Origin of the sequence: Pseudolysinimonas sp., from assembly GCF_051954455.1 — a bacterium.
GTDB lineage: Bacteria > Actinomycetota > Actinomycetes > Actinomycetales > Microbacteriaceae > Pseudolysinimonas.
This window is the reverse complement of the sequence record NZ_JBQCHS010000016.1, coordinates 31,959-47,765: the sequence shown is the minus strand read 5'-3', so window position 1 is coordinate 47,765 and position 15,807 is coordinate 31,959. Positions and strand designations below refer to the sequence as shown.

The following is a 15,807-nucleotide window of genomic DNA, read 5'->3' as shown; positions in this document are numbered from 1 at the left end:
CCGCGGGGCGGGCGGTCCTGGCGGCGGGCGGACCCGATGGGGGAGATCCCGTTGCGGCGGGAGGGCTCTGACGAGTCCACCCCATCTCGGGCGGCGCGTGGGTCGTCCCCACGTGGGGGTGCTCCGGCCTCCGGGCATCCGCCGCGCGTCACGCTCGTGTCATGGTCTTCGTCGCGCGTGCTCCCGCGGATGCTCTCGTGGTCCAGGGGTCGCGGGATGTCTCGGTGTTCGGGGTGCTCGCCGCGGTCGTCGGCGGCGCGGGGGTCACCGACGTCTTCGTCAACCCCGACGGGTCGGTGTGGGCTGACGCCGGATCGGGCGCGGTGGTCGTGGAGGGGATGCGTCTGCCGCCGGATGAGGCGCGGGAGCTCGCCGTGCGGCTCGTGTCGCACGGCGGGCGCCACATCGACGAGGCGACGCCGGCGATGGACGTGCGTCTCGGCGACGGGGTGCGCGTGCACGCGGTGCTGCCACCGGTGTCGCCGGGCGGCGCCGCCCTCTCGATCCGACTGCAGCGCACCCGCCCGCTCAGCGCGCGGGAGTTGGCGGAGGGCGGCATGTTCGCCGACGTCCCGCTCGACGGGGTCCGCCTCCTGGTCCGGCGCCGGGCCAACCTCCTGATCACTGGCGCCGGCGGCAGCGGCAAGACCACGCTGCTCGGTGCGCTCCTCGCCCTCGCACCGCCGCACGAGCGCATCGTCGTCGCGGAGGACGTGGCGGAGCTGCGCATCCGGCATCCCCACGTGGTGACGCTCGAAGCCCGGCAGCCCAACCTCGACGGAGCGGGCGCGATCGGCCTCGACCGTCTCGTGCGCGAGGCGCTCCGGATGCGGCCCGATCGTCTGGTGGTGGGCGAGGTGCGCGGCGCGGAGCTGCGCGAGCTGCTCGGAGCACTCAACACCGGCCACGACGGCGGCGCCGGCACGTTGCACGCCAACTCGCTCGCCGACGTCCCGGCGCGGCTCGAGGCGCTCGGCGCCTTGGCCGGGCTCGGCGCCGACGTGCTGGCGCGGCAGGCGGTGAGCGCGATCGACGCGGTGCTGCACGTCGAGAGGAGCGGCGGGGGCCGTCGGATCACGGCCAGAGGCGCGCTCGATGTCGATCGCCGCGGGCGGCTCGCGGTGGTCGTGACGTGAGGCCGTCCTGGCGGAGGGCGCCGCGCGTCGATCTCGCCGCCGCGGCCTCCACGGTCGACCGTCTCGCGGTCCTGCTGGATGCGGGCATCGCGCCGCCGTCCGCGTGGACGCACGTCGCCCGCAGCGGTGGGGTGGCGGCCGCGGTCGCGAGCGGCGCGCCTGTGGGCCACGAGCTCGCCGCCCGCCTCGTGTCGGCGGCGAGCAGCGCGCCGGCGGAGGAGAGCATCGCGTGGCGCTCGGTCGCAGCCGCCTGGCGCGTCGCGACCGAGGCGGGCGCCCCGCTCTCGCCGGCCCTCCGAGAGCTGGCCGCGACCCTCCGGGCGCTCGCCCAGACCGCTCGCGACGTGGAGGTCGCGCGAGCCGGACCGGTGGCGACCGCGCGGGTGGTGCTGCTGCTCCCGTTGGTCGGCATCGGGCTCGCAGCCCTCATCGGGGTCGACGCGCTCGGCACGTTGTTCACGACGCCGCCCGGGTGGGTCTGCCTGGTCGCGGGCGGAGCGCTGATCGCGTGCGGCGTGCGATGGATCGGGAGGATGGTTCGCGCGGCGTCGCGGCTCGATCCGACCCCCGGCCTCGGCCTCGACCTGCTCGCGATCGCGTTACGGGGTGGCGCGGGCGTCGACCGCGCGGCCGGTCTGGTCGATGCCGCGCTCGACGATGTCGACCTCGAGGCCGCTCGTCGCGGAGCCGTCGAGCAGGGGGCCGAGGTCCTGGCGTTCAGCCGGGCGGCCGGCGTGCCCGCCGCGGCGCTGCTGCGGGCCGAGGCGGAGGAGCTGCGGCGCATCGCCCGGGCCGATGCCGCCTCCCGCGCGGCCCGCCTCGAGACGCGCCTCCTCGCCCCGCTCGGGCTGTGCGTCCTGCCCGCGTTCGTCCTGCTGGGCGTCGCGCCGGTCCTGCTCGCTCTGCTCTCCTCCACCGCTGCCGTCCTGTGAATCCGATCCCCCGGACCGGCCGTGACGTGAGCGCTCGGGCGAACCGCAGACGATGCTGGACCCGTTCGTGCCCGAACCGAAGGCAGGAGCACATGACCCGATCCCTCTCCCTCCCCACCCGACGCGCCGCGCTCGCGGCTCGGCTGCGACGCCTGCCGGCCGACGCGGGCGCCGCCACCGCCGAATACGCCGTCGTGATCATGGCCGCGGTCGGCTTCGCCGGACTGCTCGTCGTGATCCTGAAGTCCGGTGCCGTGCAGGGCATGCTCACGGACCTCGTCCACCGTGCGCTCACGGTCGCGGGCTGACGCGGGCGCCGCGGCGGCGGAGTTCGCGGTCGCCATGCCGGCCGTCATGCTCGTGCTCGTCGCGGCGCTCGCCGGGGTCGGCGTCGCCGCCCTCCAGCTGCGCGCGCAGGACGCCGCCGCCGACGCGGCGCGCATCCTGGGCCGCGGCGAGGCGGGCGGCTCGGTCGCAGCGCACCTCGGCGCGCAGCTCCCGGGGGCGACCTGGGCGAGCAGCGAGCGTGACGGGCTGGTGTGCGTGCACGTGAGCGTCACGGGAGCCGGGCCGGCCGCGGCGTTCGGCACGGTCGGCGCCACGAGCTGCGCGCTCCGCAGCGGATGAGGCAGCCCGCCGGGGCGGACGCCCGCCGCGATGCCGGAGCGGGCGCCGCCGTCGCGATCGCCGTCCTCGCCGTCGTCGCGCTCGTCGCGACCGCGGCCGTCGCGCTGGGAGCCGGGCTCGCGGTCCGGCAGCGGGTCGTCGCGGCCGCCGATGCGGCCGCACTCGCCGCCGCCGATGCCGCGGCCGGCGCCGTCGCGGGAGACCCGTGCCCGACCGCGGGGCGGGTGGCCGAGGCGGACGGCGCGCAGCTCCTCTCGTGCACCGCGGACGGGCTCGTCCTCACCGTCGCGGTGGCGGCGAGCGTGGCCGGTGTGCCGCTCACGGCGCGTGCGACGGCGGGGCCGCCGCGGTGATCCGCCCGCCCGTGACGCCTTCGGCACCGTCAGCGCCTCCCACTGACCCATGTGTATGGTGTGCCTCGAACGGAAGGTGGAGTGTGACCGACAGCAAGAAGCTGGTCATCGTCGAGTCCCCGGCGAAGGCCAAGACGATCGCCCAGTACCTGGGCGACGGCTACGAGGTGCAGGCCTCGGTCGGGCACATCCGCGATCTCGTGGAGCCGAAGAACCTCCCGGCGGAGCTCAAGAAGGGGCTCATGGGACGGTTCTCGATCGACGTGGAGAACGGGTTCGTCCCCTATTACGTCGTCAGCGAAGAGAAGAAGAGGACGGTCTCCGAGCTCAAGAAGGCCCTCAAGGGCGCCGACGAGCTCTACCTCGCAACCGATGAGGACCGCGAGGGCGAGGCCATCGCGTGGCACCTCCTCGAGGTGCTGAACCCCAAGGTCCCGGTCAAGCGCATGGTGTTCCACGAGATCACCAAGGAGGCGATCCAGCGCGCCGAGCAGAACACGCGCCAGATCGACATGGCGCTCGTCGACGCCCAGGAGACCCGCCGCGCGCTCGACCGCATCTACGGCTACGAGGTGTCGCCGGTGCTGTGGCGCAAGGTCGGCCCGGGGCTCTCCGCGGGGCGCGTGCAGTCGGCCGCGACGCGCCTCGTCGTCGACCGCGAGCGGGAGCGGCTCGCCTTCGTCTCCGCGACGTACTGGGACCTGACGGCGCGGCTCGCCGCGCAGGGCGGCGGGCAGGCCTTCGAGGCGCGCCTCGCCCGGCTCGACGGCCGCCGCATCGCCAGCGGACGCGACTTCGACGACCGCGGCGCGATGAAAAGCGACGCCGTCGCGCTCGACGAGGAGTCGGCCACCCGTCTCGCCGATGCCCTCCGCGCCGACACCGCGCGCTGGACCGTCGCCTCCGTCGAGTCGAAGCCCTACACGCGCCGTCCGGCCGCGCCGTTCACGACCTCCACCCTCCAGCAGGAGGCCGCCCGCAAGCTCCGCTTCTCGGCCCGGCAGACCATGAGCGTCGCGCAGGGGCTGTACGAGAACGGCTACATCACCTACATGCGAACGGACTCGCCGAACCTGTCGCAGCAGGCGATCACCGCGGCGCGCACCCAGGCCGCGAAGCTCTACGGTCCGGAGACGGTGCCGGAGAAGCCGCGCATGTACGCCGGCAAGTCGAAGAACGCGCAGGAGGCGCACGAGGCGATCCGCCCCGCGGGCGACGTGTTCAAGACGCCCTCGGAGCTCGCGAGCACGCTCCGCGGCAACGACTTCAAGCTCTACGACCTGATCTGGAAGCGGACGGTCGCCTCGCAGATGGCCGACGCGCGCGGGTCGACCGCGACCGTGACGATCGCGGGTGCGACGGCGGACGCCGGGACGGCCGAGTTCACGGCATCCGGCACCGTCATCACGTTCAGGGGCTTCCTCTCGGCCTACCAGGAGGGCACCGACGAGACGCGCGAGGAGGCGGCGACCACCGACGGCGCCGACACCGAGGGCGCGAGCCTCCCGCCGCTGACGGAGGGCCAGGAGCTCGACGACCAGGAGGTCGAGGCGAAGGGTCACGAGACGAGCCCGCCGCCGCGCTACACCGAGGCGAGCCTCGTGAAGACGCTCGAGGAGCTCGGCATCGGCCGGCCCTCGACCTACGCGAGCATCATCTCGACGATCGTGGACCGCGGCTACGTCACCCCGCGCGGCCAGTCGCTCGTTCCGAACTGGATCGCGTTCAGCGTCGTGCGGCTGCTGGAGGACCACTTCTCGGACCTCGTCGCCTACGACTTCACCGCCTCCATGGAGGACGACCTCGACCGCATCGCCGACGGCGAGGCGGAGCGCGTCGGCTGGCTCACCGAGTTCTACTTCGGCGGCGACAAGCACCGCGGGTTGCAGCACGTGGTCGAGAACCTGGGCGAGATCGACGCGCGCGACATCAACTCGGTGCGCATCGCCGACGACATCACGCTGCGGATCGGCCGCTACGGCCCGTACCTCGAGGTGCCGGTCGAGGGATCCGACACCCCGCGCCGCGTGAACGTGCCCGACGACATGGCGCCCGACGAGCTCACCGAGGCCCGCGCCCGCGAGCTCATCGAGGCGCCGGAGGTCGGCGATCGCGTGCTCGGCGAGAACCCCGAGAACGGCCGGCAGATCGTGGCGAAGGACGGCCGCTACGGCCCCTACGTGACCGAGCTCCTGCCGGAGGCGCCGGAGGACGAGCCCGAGGTCGACCCCGCCACCGGCGAGGTGAAGAAGCCGAAGAAGAAGGCGGCGAAGAAGGACGCGCCCAAGCCGCGCACGGCCTCCCTCTTCAAGTCCATGGATCCGGCGGCCGTCGACCTCGAGACCGCGCTGAAGCTCCTGAGCCTCCCGCGCGTCGTCGGGTCCGACCCGGAGTCGGGCGAGGAGATCACCGCGCAGAACGGACGCTTCGGCCCGTATCTGAAGAAGGGCACCGACAGCCGGTCGCTCGAGTCGGAGCAGCAGATCTTCGACATCGAGCTGCCCGCCGCGCTCGAGATCTTCGCGCAGCCGAAGTACGGCGCCCGCCGCGCCTCGAGCGCGCTCAAGGAGTTCGAGGCCGACCCGGTGAGCGGCAAGCCCATCCGGATCCGCGACGGCCGGTTCGGCGCGTACGTGACCGACGGGGAGACCAACGCGACGATCCCGCGCGGCGAGGACGTGGAATCCGTCGACTTCGACCGGGCCGTCCAGCTGCTCGCCGACAAGCGCGCCAAGGGTCCGGCCAAGCCGAAGTCGGGCGCGAAGCGCACGACCACGCGACGCGCTCCCGCGAAGAAGTAGCCGGCATGTCGCAGGAGCCCGGTGCCGACGAGCGCGGCACCGACCGACCGCGCGGGCTGTTCGTCACCTTCGAGGGCGGCGACGGCTCGGGCAAGTCGACGCAGGCCGCGCTGCTCGAGGAGTGGCTGAGCGGGCAGGGGCGCACCGTCGTCCGCACCCGCGAACCCGGCGGCACCGACCTCGGCGCGGAGCTGCGCGAGATCGTCTTGCACCGTCGCGGCCACATCGCCCCCCGCGCCGAGGCCCTCCTCTACGCCGCCGACCGCGCGCACCACATCGCGACGCTCGTGCGCCCGGCGCTCGCGCGCGGCGAGGTCGTCATCCAGGACCGCTACCTGGACTCGTCGGTCGCCTACAAGGGCGCGGGCCGCGAGATCGACGGCGCCGAGATCCGCGACCTCTCGCTCTGGGCGGCCGAGGGGCTGCTGCCGGACCTCACGGTGCTCCTGGACCTCGACCCGGCGATCGGCCGTGCGCGCCTCGACGCGGCCCGCACGCGGTACGACCGGCTCGAGGCGGAGACCGCCGAGTTCCACGCGCGCGTCCGGGACGCCTACCTCGGGCTCGCCGCCGCGCAGCCGGAGCGCTTCCTCGTCCTCGACGCGACGCTCCCCGTCGACGAGCTCGCCGCCGCGATCCGCGCCCGGGTCGCCGAGCGCGGTCGCGAGCACGAACGCGTCGGCGGCGGTCGGTAGCCTCGACCCGTGGCGCTGTGGGATGAGCTGACCGGCCAGGCCGAGGCCATCGCCACCATGCGCGCCGCCACGGCCGACGACGCCGCGCTCGCGCACTCCTGGCTCATCACCGGTCCGCCGGGATCGGGTCGCTCCACCCTCGCGTACGCCTTCGCGGCGGCGCTGCTCTCGCGGGAGGGCGGCGACCCGGTGACCGACGGGCAGGTGCTCGCACGCACCCACCCCGACCTCGGCGTGCTCGCGACCGAAGGCGTCCAGATCCTCATCGAGCCGGTGCGCCGGCTCGTCGCCGCGAGCGCCTTCTCGCCGAGCGTCGGCCGCTACCGCGTCATGGTCATCGAGGATGCGGACCGGATGACCGAGCGCACCTCCAACGTGCTGCTCAAGGCGCTCGAGGAGCCGCCGCCGCGTACGGTCTGGATCCTCTGCGCGCCGAGCGAGGCCGACCTGCTGCCGACCATCCGATCCCGCGTGCGCACGGTACGGCTCCGCGTGCCGTCGGTCGCCGACGTCGCCGGTCTCATCGAACGCCGCGACGGTGTCAGCCGCCCCGAGGCGGAGCGCGCTGCGCGCGAATCGCAGTCGCACGTCGGCATGGCGCATCGCCTCGCGACGAGCGAGGAGGCCCGCCGCCGCCGCGCCCGGACCCTGCAGCTCGCGCTCGGCGTCCGCAGCGCCTCGGGCGCCGTGCTCGCGGCGGCCGCGCTTCTCGAGGTCGCCGGGGCCGACGCGAAGGCGATCACGACGGAGCGCGACGAGGAGGAGCGCGCGGCGACCCTGCGGTCCCTCGGCGTCGATCCGGGCGGCACGGTGCCGCCGGCGCTCCGCGGCCAGCTGAAGGCGCTCGAGGACGACCAGAAGCGGCGCGCGACCCGGAGCCTGCGCGACGGGCTCGACCGGATCCTCGTCGACCTGCTCTCGCTCTATCGCGACATCCTGCTGCTCCAGCTCGGGGTGGACTCGGAGCCGGTCAACCTCGCGATCTACGGCGAGCTGGAGGCGGCGGCCCGGTCGTCCGCGCCGGAGCAGACGCTCGCCACCCGCGATGCGATCGCCGCCGCGCGCGAACGGATCGCCGGCAACGTGGCCCCGGCGCTGGCCCTCGAGGCGGTCCTGGTCGCCGCGGTCCGGCGGCCGTAGGGCACTCGTTGTCATGATCGCGACGCTCAGCCGCGCCTGGAAGGATGTGCGGGTGACCCGCCGCCGCCTCCTCGCCGCGCTCGTCGTCGCGACGGCCGCTTCACTGCTGCTGAGCGGCTGCGTCTCCTGGTTCCAGCCGCCGCGCCCCGCCTCGACGGTGTCGACGCCCACGAAGGAGACGGTCGCGGCCGACCTGCAGCCGTTCTACTCGCAGGTGCTCCGCTGGCGCGCGTGCGACGGAGGTCTCCAGTGCGCGACCGCCAAGGCGCCGATGAACTGGCAGGACCCGGCGCAGGCCTCGATCGACCTCGCCCTCATCCGCCATCCCGCCACCCAGAAGCCACTCGGGTCACTCCTCGTGAACCCCGGCGGCCCGGGCGCGTCGGGGGTCGACTTCATCAAGACGAGCCTGAGCTACGCGGTCGACGGCCGGCTGCAGAAGAACTACGACATCGTCGGCTTCGACCCGCGCGGGGTCGGCTCCTCATCGGCCGTCGACTGCGGCGGCCCGAAGGTGCTCGACCAGTTCATCTACGGCATCGTGCCCGGAACGCCGGGGACGCCGTCGTGGATCGCGGCGACCGAGGCGGAGAACGGGAGCTTCGGGCAGAGCTGCCTCGAGCACACCGGCCCGCTGCTGCAGTACATCGACACCGACAGCGCCGCACGCGACCTCGACCTGCTCCGCGCGGTCCTCGGCGACAAGAAGCTCAACTACCTCGGCTACTCCTACGGCACGCTCCTCGGCGCGACCTACGCCGACCTCTACCCGAAGAAGACCGGGCGTCTCGTGCTCGACGGCGCCCTCGACCCGGCGACGTCCGACTTCGACGTGACGCTCACCCAGGCCAAGGGGTTCGAGAGCGCGTTCCGCGCCTACCTGAAGGACTGCCTCACGCGGAAGGGCTGCCCGTTCCACGGCTCGGTCGACCAGGGCATGACCGAGGTCCAGCGGATCCTGCAGCAGCTGCAGCAGAGCCCCCTCCCCGGCGACGACGGCCGGGAACTCGGCGCGAACACGATGTTCAGCGCGATCATCCTGCCGCTCTACAACCGCGACAACTGGTCCTATCTCGACAAGCTCTTCGACGACGTCCGGAAGGGGGGCACCTCCGTCGCGTTCACGCTCGCCGATTCCTACAACGACCGCAGCTCGAGCGGCACCTACAGCTCCAACGAGACCGAGGCGTTCACGGCGATCAACTGCCTCGACTACACGAGCGACGACAACATCGTCGACATGACGCAGCAGGCGGCCCAGCTCGCCGCGCAGGCGCCGGTCTTCGGACCCGTGATGTCATGGGGCGGCACATCGTGCGCGAAGTGGCCGTTCCCCGGCACCCGGGACCGGGTCGCGATCCACGCCGACGGATCCGCCCCGATCCTCGTCGTCGGCACGACCAACGACCCGGCGACCCCGTACGTCTGGGCCCGCAACCTCGCCAAGGAGCTGCAGAACGGTCACCTCGTCACCCGTAAGGGCGAGGGGCACACCGGCTACAACAAGGGCAACAGCTGCGTCGACTCGGCGGTCGACGACTTCTTCGTGAGCGGGAAGGTGCCGGCCTCCGACCCGATGTGCTGACACCGGTCACCGCGCGGGACCCGGCGACGCGGCGCGACGTCGGCGAGAATAGGAGCATGTCGGAGGTCGGGACCGCGGATCCGGCGGAACCCGGTCTCCGCGAGCGCAAGCGCATCGCGACCCGGCGCGCGATCCTCCTCGCCGCCCTGCAGCTCGTCAGCGAGAAGGGGCTGGAGTCGACCACCGTCGACGAGATCAGCCGCCTGGCCGACGTGTCGCCCCGCACCTTCTTCAACTACTTCCCGTCGAAGGAGGACGCCCTCGCCGGGGAGGCGCCGCAGATGCCGTCCGACGCCGCCGTCGAGCGCTTCATCGCCGCGCGCGGGCCGCTGATCGCCGACCTCGGGCACCTGTTCGACGCGACCGTCGACGACGTCGCGCACGACGTCGAGATGATCGCGGCGCGCAAGGAGGTGTTCCAGCGCTATCCGCACATCACGGCGCTGCGGATGGAGCACTTCCGCCACTTCGAGGCCGACCTCCTCGAGGTGGTCGAGCGCCGTCTCACGGCCGAGCACCCCGAGCAGCCGGAGGACGACCGCTCCCGTCGCGCCCGGCTCGCGGTCTTCGTCTGCATCGCGACCATGCGCCACGCCTGGATGACGTTCGCCGCCTCGGGCGAGCCGGCCGAGCGGATCGTCGACCGGATGCACGAGTCGTTTGCCGAGCTCACCGACCTGCTCGCGACCTCCGCTCCGCCGCCCCGCTGACCTCGGGTATGCTCGTCGAGGCTGCAGCGCGGCCGCGCCGCCTTAGCTCAGTCGGCAGAGCGTCTCACTCGTAATGATTGAATCGCGAGCTCGCAACTTCCGAAGAACCCCTGGTCAGCCGGGGGGTTTTTTGTTTCCCGGCCCGAGCGGATCCCGCCTCATGGGGCAGAAATGGGGCAACGGCCAGGATCCGGTAGGCTCGACGTCGGCCCCATGGGGCCACGGCCGCCGCCTTAGCTCAGTCGGCAGAGCGACGCTCTCGTAAAGCGTAGGTCGTGGGTTCGATTCCCACAGGCGGCTCCATCACCCCCTCGGGGGCTCGCCCGCGTCGTCGGCGCCCGCTACGCTGACCCGCATGGTAGGCGCAGTCATCGGCATCATCGTCGGCATCGTCATCCTCGGCGGCGCCGGCGCGCTGATCTGGGCTGGCGTCACCGGCTTCGGCAGCAAGGCGACCATCGGCGCCCGCGCGCGGCGCGTGGAGCGCAACCAGCGCGCCGCCCAGAAGCAACGCGACATCGACGCACGCGTGGGCGCCGAGCTCGAGCGCCGGGCCGCGGAGCGCGCCGCGCACTGATGAGCAGCGGCTTCTGGCATCCGGTCCAGGAGCTGCGGCGGCTGCCGGGCGGCTGGAAGATGCGCCGCACGCGGTTCGGCAACCCCGAGGGCGCCATCGTGCCCGCGGAGGACGGCCTCGAGGTCTGGCTGCGCCGCGGCGACGAAGCGGTCCCCATCGGGCGCACGACGTCGCTCAGGGACGCCGCGGTCGCGCTGTGGCGGTACGGGCGCGAGGACCAGTGGCCGGGCCCCACGCCCCGCCTGGCGCCGTTCTACGGCCAGTCGAGCGCGAGAGGACCGTTGCCGCAGTAGACGGGCGCCGAACTGCGCAGGCGGGTGTTCACGATGACGAGCTCGCCGGCGGAGGCGGCCGCCTCGACGGCGGCGTCCGCGGCGTCCGCGTCCTTGAAGTAGCTCTCGGCGATCTTGAGCAGGTCGGTGCCGCGGTTCGTCGAGTTGATCTTGAAGTCGTCGGCCGCGATCGAGTTGCCGGCGAGGGTCTGCTGCGTCGCGAGCGTCTTGACGAGGATCCCGCAGGCGCGCAGCAGGGAGCCGCCAGACGCGAGGAGCGCGACGCCGATCTTGCCGTCCGAGAAGAGGTAGGCGTTCGACGTCGGATCCGGCGTCTCGTCGCCGACGAGCTCGCGCACCTGCCCGATCGGGGTCTCGGGGTCGAGCAGTTCGCCGTTCGTCGGATCGGGGGTCGGGTCGGCCATGCAGCCAGCGTACAGCAAGCTCCCAGGATTGACGACGAGCTGGTCAAGCCCCCGGGCGGTTGATCCTCACGCCCGGGGGCCCGCTGTACGGGAGGAGGGAGCCGCGTACGCGTCCAGGCTACGTTCAGCGAGCATCCAGGTCCAATAGCTAGCTAATCCGACACGCCAAAGGGGCCCACCCGCCGCAGCGGATGAGCCCCTCGGTGTTGTGCCGGGCCCTAGTCGGACGTCGGGCGGGTGATCTGCCCGCCGGTGCCGTCCGACCAGATGATGTGGTACTCGTTCCAGAGCACGGCGCCCTTCACGACGCGGAGGCGGTACGCCAGCGAGTCGGTGTCGAAGGAGCCCTGGAACGGGGCGATCGCGCCGCCGCCGACGTACGAGCCGGTGAGGTTCTGCACGCGCAGCTCCGGCGTCTCGTAGCCGCGGAGGTTGAGGAACTCGATCACCGGACGGCGGGTCGAGCCCGGCGCCGGGACGAGGAACCACTCGCCCTCGTTGATCCGCTCGTGCTCGACGGGCGTGACCGAGGCCAGCGCGGTGACGTTGAAGCGGTCGCCCGCCTCGACGAACGAGCCGTTGTGGAACTCGAGCACACGCCGCTTGAGCATGAACTCCCACTCGTCCGCGCCGCCGATCGGGAGGAAGAGGTTGTAGCTCGTCGCCTTCCCGATCTTGTTGCCCTTGATCTTGCGGAGCGCGCGCTCCTTGATCGCCTGCTGGACGGCCTCCGGGGAGAGCACCGCCTTCGCCGGGATCACGGTGCCGTCGATCGCGGTGCCGCCCTGCAGCTGCGTGGCGTTGGTCACCGAGAGCAGCGCGTCGAAGAACTCCGCGATGGCCCCGTCGACCGTGACCGCCAGGAGCTCGCCCGGGAGCTGCTCGAAGAAGCCGACGGTGTCGTTGACCCGCGCCTCCCACGTCCAGTCGATCCGCAGACCGCGCTTGCGCAGCTTCTGGTAGTAGCCCTCGACGCCGCCCTGCATGGAGACCATCGGGTACGGCGCGCCCTCGGGCACGACGGGGAGGTCACCGTGCTCGTCGAGCACGTTGCCGCGGAGGTGCGACTCGTGGGTCGCGTCCTCGTCGCTCGTCTCGTCGCCCTCGCCCGTGTAGATCGAGTAGAGGAACGCCGGCCGGAAGTCCGGCACCGTGCGCGTGGTCGCCCAGGCGCCGAGCTGGTGGACCTCACGGTCGTACTGCGGGACGAACTCGAGGTTGATCGCGTGCGTGAGGTTGACGGAGGCGTCGGTCGACGTCACCGCCTCGCGCAGCTTGTAGTCGAGCTCGAGGTTGCCGGCCATGGCGCCCTTGAAGAGGCGCGCGGCCTCCTTGACCTTGCGGTCGGACACGCCCACCTGCGGGTGCAGGCGGCCGTCGAGGGTGAACGCGTTCTCGTAGACGCGCTCCTTGAACTCCTTCACGGGGCTCAGACTCCGATCTTGAACGGGAGGACCGTGCCGGACTGGCGGTAGCCCTCGGGGAAGTTGACGACGCCGGCCTTGACCGTGTTGTTGCCGTCGGCGGTCAGGGTGAGGGTGCCGTCCGCGATGACCAGGTACACCGGGGTGTTCTGGGCCGTGGTCGACTGGCCGCCGGTGACCGGCCCCTCGAAGGTGCCCGTGGTGTGCACCGTCGAGTGGAGCGGCGCCTGGCCGTTGTCGGGCAGCGGGATGCCGCTGATCTGGAAGCCGGTCGTGCCGAGCGCGATCGACTGGACCTGCCCCGGGGTGCCGGCGATGGTCACGCCGACGCGGCCGTTGACCGCGACGATCGTGTGACCCGGCGTGGCCGCGGGGAGCTTCCAGACCTCACGCGTCGACTCGATGTCGGCGAAGATCTGCTTGACCTTGGTGGTCTGCGCCATGTCAGGTCTCCTTACTTCGAGAAGAGGCCGACCGAGTACGACTCGGCGACGTGGGTGGTCGTGGTCTCGGAGCGGCGGCCGCCCGTGACCTCGGTGGACTCGGTGATGCGCGAGGCGTACTCGTCGCGGACCTTGATCGCCTCGGCCAGGGCCTCGGTGATGTCGTCGCCGTTCTCCGACGCCGCCAGGAGGCGCGCCGAGGCGGACTCCGAGAGCTCCGCGTCGTCGATCGCCTTCTTGTCGGCCAGGGCCTTGGCCACGGCCTCCTTGACGGTCGGCTCGGCGTCCTTGTTGGCGGTCTCCGCCTGACGACGGGCCTCCTCCGCGGCGCGCTGCTCGGTGACGAACGTCAGGACCGGAGCGAGGCTCTCCGCGAAGGCGCCCTTGAGGCCCTCCACGAGAGCAGCGATCTGCTCGGGGGTCATGCTGTTCTCCTTCTCGACCGACGAGACCGTCTCGGCGGTACGACTGGCTTCGAGGAGCGTCTGCGCTCGCTCGAAAATCTGGCTGCCGAGGCTCGAGCCCTCGAGGCCGCCGTAGCCGACCATGTCGACGCCGTTGGTCCGATGAGCGAGCAGCTCGGTGATGTTGCCGGCGTCGTCCTTCTTGCCCATGGCGAAGAGCGAGAGCGCGACGTGCGGCGCGACCTCCTCGACGAAGGCGCGCTTGCTCGGCAGGGGCTCGAGCTCCGAGACGAGCGCGCCGTCGACACCCTCATCCGGGTCGAACCAGGCACCGTCCGGGTAGTGGCCCAGGAGGTCGCGCGGATCGCGCTTCTCGTCGTGGGTCAGGTACGCCTTCATGCCGGCCGGGAAGGCCTTGGGGCCGTACTCCGCGAGCATCTCGCGCGAGTAGTTGCCCGAGCTGCCCTTGCCGGGGACGGCGAGGATGGCGCGCCACCGGCCGGTGGGCGTCTTCGTGGCGGTCTTCGCCTCCTCGCAGAGGAGCAGTTCCTGGGGCACGAGGCCACTCTATGGTGACTCCCAGGAAACGTCCAGAAAACGTCCAGCTAGGCGATTAGCTGGCTACTTCTTCGTGTCCGTGCGGATGTCGTTGCCCTTGTCGCCACCCTTGCCGGAAGCCTTGCTGCGGCCCTGCTCGGGCGAGGCGGTGGAGCTGGTGGCGCCCTTCCCCTGCGAGCCCGCGGCGTTGACGCCGGGGGTCTGGGTGGTGTCGCCGGCGGCGGGGTCCGTGGCGGGCGCCGGCGCGGCATCGGCCTTGATCTTGGCCTGTGCCTTGAGGGCCTTGAGGGTGTTCGGGTGGATCCAGTCGGTCGGCACGGTGTTGCCGGTGACCTCGAGCAGCTGAGAGATGCGGCGCTCGATCGGCTCCGGCTCGTACAGCCCGGAGTTGAGCGCGAGGATGAGCGCCTGCAGCTCGCGATAGACGTCGGCCTTGTCGTCGAGGGAGGAGAAGGTGACCTCGAGCTCGGGGGTGTTCTGGCCCTGGCCGGCGCCCATCCAGGTGAGCACGCGGTAGTCGAAGTCGACGTGGAGCTGACGGCGCGACTCCATGGCGAGGCGGGTGGGGAGGTCGAGCGTGGTGGCCGCAGCGGTCTGCCCCTCGGAGTCCGAGGCGAGGGAGACGAGCGAGACCTCGAGCGCCGAGGCGACGATCGCAAGGAGCGGCCGGCCGGCCGAGAAGTCGTAGGCCTTGCCGGTGGTGGCGAGCGGGACGAGCGTGTTGGCTCCGACGAGCGTGGCGCCGGCGTCCGAGGGCTCGGCCAGCCGAGCGGCCGCGGTATCGGTCTCCTTCTTGGTGCCGGTGGCGACCTGGAAGGCGAACTGCGCCATGGCGTCGGTGGTGACCTTGCCGTTCATCACGAAGTCGCGGTAGACCTTCGCCCACGCGTACGCCAGCAGGGAGTCGGGGACGCCGAGGGTCCAGCCGACCTGCGTGTTGACCATCTGGTCGAAGATCACGCGCTCGTCGGGGGCCGTCTCGCCCTGCTGCACCTTGACGCCGAAGCCGGCGCGGCCGCGGCGGCCGATGGCGAGGTCGGTGTAGTGCCACTCCTTGCGAGACACGGGCTCCGGGCCCGAGAAGTCCTGGTAGTCGTGGCGGTAGGCGATGATTTCGTCCGCACGCTTCGGGTTGTAGGCGATCGCGCCGATGTCCATGATCGAGATGGGCTCGAGGGACCAGTCGCTGGGGTCGCCCAGGACGAGGTAGATCCCGTCGGTGTAGAGCGCGGACTCGCGCTCGTCGTGGGCCTGCTTGCCGAAGAAGTTGCGCTGGTTGAGCGGGTCGCGCACGCGCTTGGCGGTCTGCTGGCCGCGCCCCGAGCCCTCCGGGAGGGCCTCCTTGTTGTAGTGGATGCCGCCCGACCAGATGTTGTTCGTGCGCAGCCGAAGGCCCTGCATCATGTGGACGTTGCCGAGCGCCTCGCGGAGCTTCTCCGCCCACTCCTTGGCCTGGACGAGGTCGGGTCCTTCGCGGGTGACGCCCCCGCCCGAGACGGCGGACCATCCCAGATCCTCGCCGGCGAGCATCGCGTTCCAGCGCACCTGCTCGAGGAGGCTCTGGTTGATGGTCTGCTGGTGGTCGAGCAGCTGCTCGAGCATCTCGACCTGGTCCTCGCGGAGCGCCATCGCGGTGGCGGTGCCCTCGTGGACGGGTTCGGCGGCTACAGGACTCACATTCGGGAGTTTACAGCCTGCATTCAGGATTTTCCCAGAAAGCGGGGC

General features: G+C 72.1%; 16 protein-coding genes, 1 tRNA gene and 1 pseudogene. 13 read left to right on the top strand and 5 right to left on the bottom strand.

The genetic code is table 11. The features are described from left to right. The first annotated feature begins 161 nt into the window (after positions 1–161). From ACTHM3_RS07800 to ACTHM3_RS07740, 13 genes and pseudogenes are all read left to right on the top strand, one after another. Positions 162–1,136, top strand: a complete 975-nt coding sequence (locus tag ACTHM3_RS07800; RefSeq protein WP_440405550.1) for a CpaF family protein — start codon at positions 162–164, stop codon at positions 1,134–1,136. Then, positions 1,133–2,068 (top strand): type II secretion system F family protein, encoded by a 936-nt coding sequence (locus ACTHM3_RS07795; RefSeq protein WP_440405549.1) that lies wholly within the window; start codon positions 1,133–1,135, stop codon positions 2,066–2,068. Before ACTHM3_RS07800 ends, ACTHM3_RS07795 begins: the two co-directional genes overlap by 4 nt. A 92-nt stretch (positions 2,069–2,160) precedes the next feature. Further along, the gene (locus tag ACTHM3_RS07790) at positions 2,161–2,376 is read left to right on the top strand and encodes a DUF4244 domain-containing protein (protein WP_440405548.1); all 216 of its coding nucleotides are present in this window, start codon (positions 2,161–2,163) and stop codon (positions 2,374–2,376) included. Beyond that, positions 2,354–2,695, top strand: coding sequence for a TadE family type IV pilus minor pilin (locus ACTHM3_RS07785; protein WP_440405547.1), 342 nt, complete (start codon positions 2,354–2,356; stop codon positions 2,693–2,695). The genes ACTHM3_RS07790 and ACTHM3_RS07785 overlap by 23 nt, the downstream gene beginning before the upstream one ends. After that, complete coding sequence (locus ACTHM3_RS07780) at positions 2,692–3,048, top strand: Rv3654c family TadE-like protein (RefSeq protein WP_440405546.1); 357 nt, start codon at positions 2,692–2,694, stop codon at positions 3,046–3,048. The genes ACTHM3_RS07785 and ACTHM3_RS07780 overlap by 4 nt, the downstream gene beginning before the upstream one ends. Before the next feature lie 83 nt (positions 3,049–3,131). After that, a pseudogene (gene topA / locus ACTHM3_RS07775) lies at positions 3,132–5,846 on the top strand (type I DNA topoisomerase); the annotation flags it as partial. An 8-nt stretch (positions 5,847–5,854) separates the two neighbouring features. Continuing rightward, positions 5,855–6,544 (top strand): dTMP kinase, encoded by a 690-nt coding sequence (tmk, locus tag ACTHM3_RS07770; RefSeq protein ID WP_440405545.1) that lies wholly within the window; start codon positions 5,855–5,857, stop codon positions 6,542–6,544. 9 nt (positions 6,545–6,553) lie between these two features. Continuing rightward, complete coding sequence (locus ACTHM3_RS07765) at positions 6,554–7,684, top strand: DNA polymerase III subunit delta' (protein ID WP_440405544.1); 1,131 nt, start codon at positions 6,554–6,556, stop codon at positions 7,682–7,684. 52 nt (positions 7,685–7,736) lie between these two features. Continuing rightward, positions 7,737–9,269, top strand: a complete 1,533-nt coding sequence (locus ACTHM3_RS07760; RefSeq protein WP_440405543.1) for an alpha/beta hydrolase — start codon at positions 7,737–7,739, stop codon at positions 9,267–9,269. 56 nt (positions 9,270–9,325) lie between these two features. Then, positions 9,326–9,979, top strand: coding sequence for a TetR/AcrR family transcriptional regulator (locus tag ACTHM3_RS07755; RefSeq protein ID WP_440405542.1), 654 nt, complete (start codon positions 9,326–9,328; stop codon positions 9,977–9,979). Positions 9,980–10,206: 227 nt separating this feature from the next. Continuing rightward, a tRNA-Thr gene (locus ACTHM3_RS07750) sits at positions 10,207–10,282 on the top strand. A gap of 52 nt (positions 10,283–10,334) precedes the next feature. After that, positions 10,335–10,556 (top strand): hypothetical protein, encoded by a 222-nt coding sequence (locus ACTHM3_RS07745; protein ID WP_440405541.1) that lies wholly within the window; start codon positions 10,335–10,337, stop codon positions 10,554–10,556. Then, positions 10,556–10,849 (top strand): hypothetical protein, encoded by a 294-nt coding sequence (locus ACTHM3_RS07740; protein WP_440405540.1) that lies wholly within the window; start codon positions 10,556–10,558, stop codon positions 10,847–10,849. The genes ACTHM3_RS07745 and ACTHM3_RS07740 overlap by 1 nt, the downstream gene beginning before the upstream one ends. Here the strand turns inward: ACTHM3_RS07740 and ACTHM3_RS07735 are convergent. The 5 genes from ACTHM3_RS07735 to ACTHM3_RS07715 all read right to left on the bottom strand — a co-directional run bounded on the left by ACTHM3_RS07735 (position 10,810) and on the right by ACTHM3_RS07715 (position 15,759). After that, entirely contained in the window at positions 10,810–11,253 is a 444-nt protein-coding gene (locus ACTHM3_RS07735) for a hypothetical protein (RefSeq protein ID WP_440405539.1), read from the bottom strand. The two genes, ACTHM3_RS07740 and ACTHM3_RS07735, sit on opposite strands and share 40 nt — an antisense overlap. Positions 11,254–11,471: 218 nt before the next feature. Beyond that, complete coding sequence (locus tag ACTHM3_RS07730; protein WP_440405538.1) at positions 11,472–12,677, bottom strand: phage major capsid protein; 1,206 nt, start codon at positions 12,675–12,677, stop codon at positions 11,472–11,474. Positions 12,678–12,682: 5 nt separating this feature from the next. Next, positions 12,683–13,120, bottom strand: a complete 438-nt coding sequence (locus ACTHM3_RS07725) for a hypothetical protein (RefSeq protein WP_440405537.1) — start codon at positions 13,118–13,120, stop codon at positions 12,683–12,685. An 11-nt stretch (positions 13,121–13,131) separates the two neighbouring features. Beyond that, positions 13,132–14,082, bottom strand: coding sequence for a hypothetical protein (locus ACTHM3_RS07720; RefSeq protein ID WP_440405536.1), 951 nt, complete (start codon positions 14,080–14,082; stop codon positions 13,132–13,134). Between the two features lie 63 nt (positions 14,083–14,145). Beyond that, on the bottom strand, positions 14,146–15,759 hold the full coding sequence (locus ACTHM3_RS07715; protein ID WP_440405535.1) for a hypothetical protein: 1,614 nt from the start codon (positions 15,757–15,759) through the stop codon (positions 14,146–14,148). Positions 15,760–15,807: the final 48 nt, after the last annotated feature.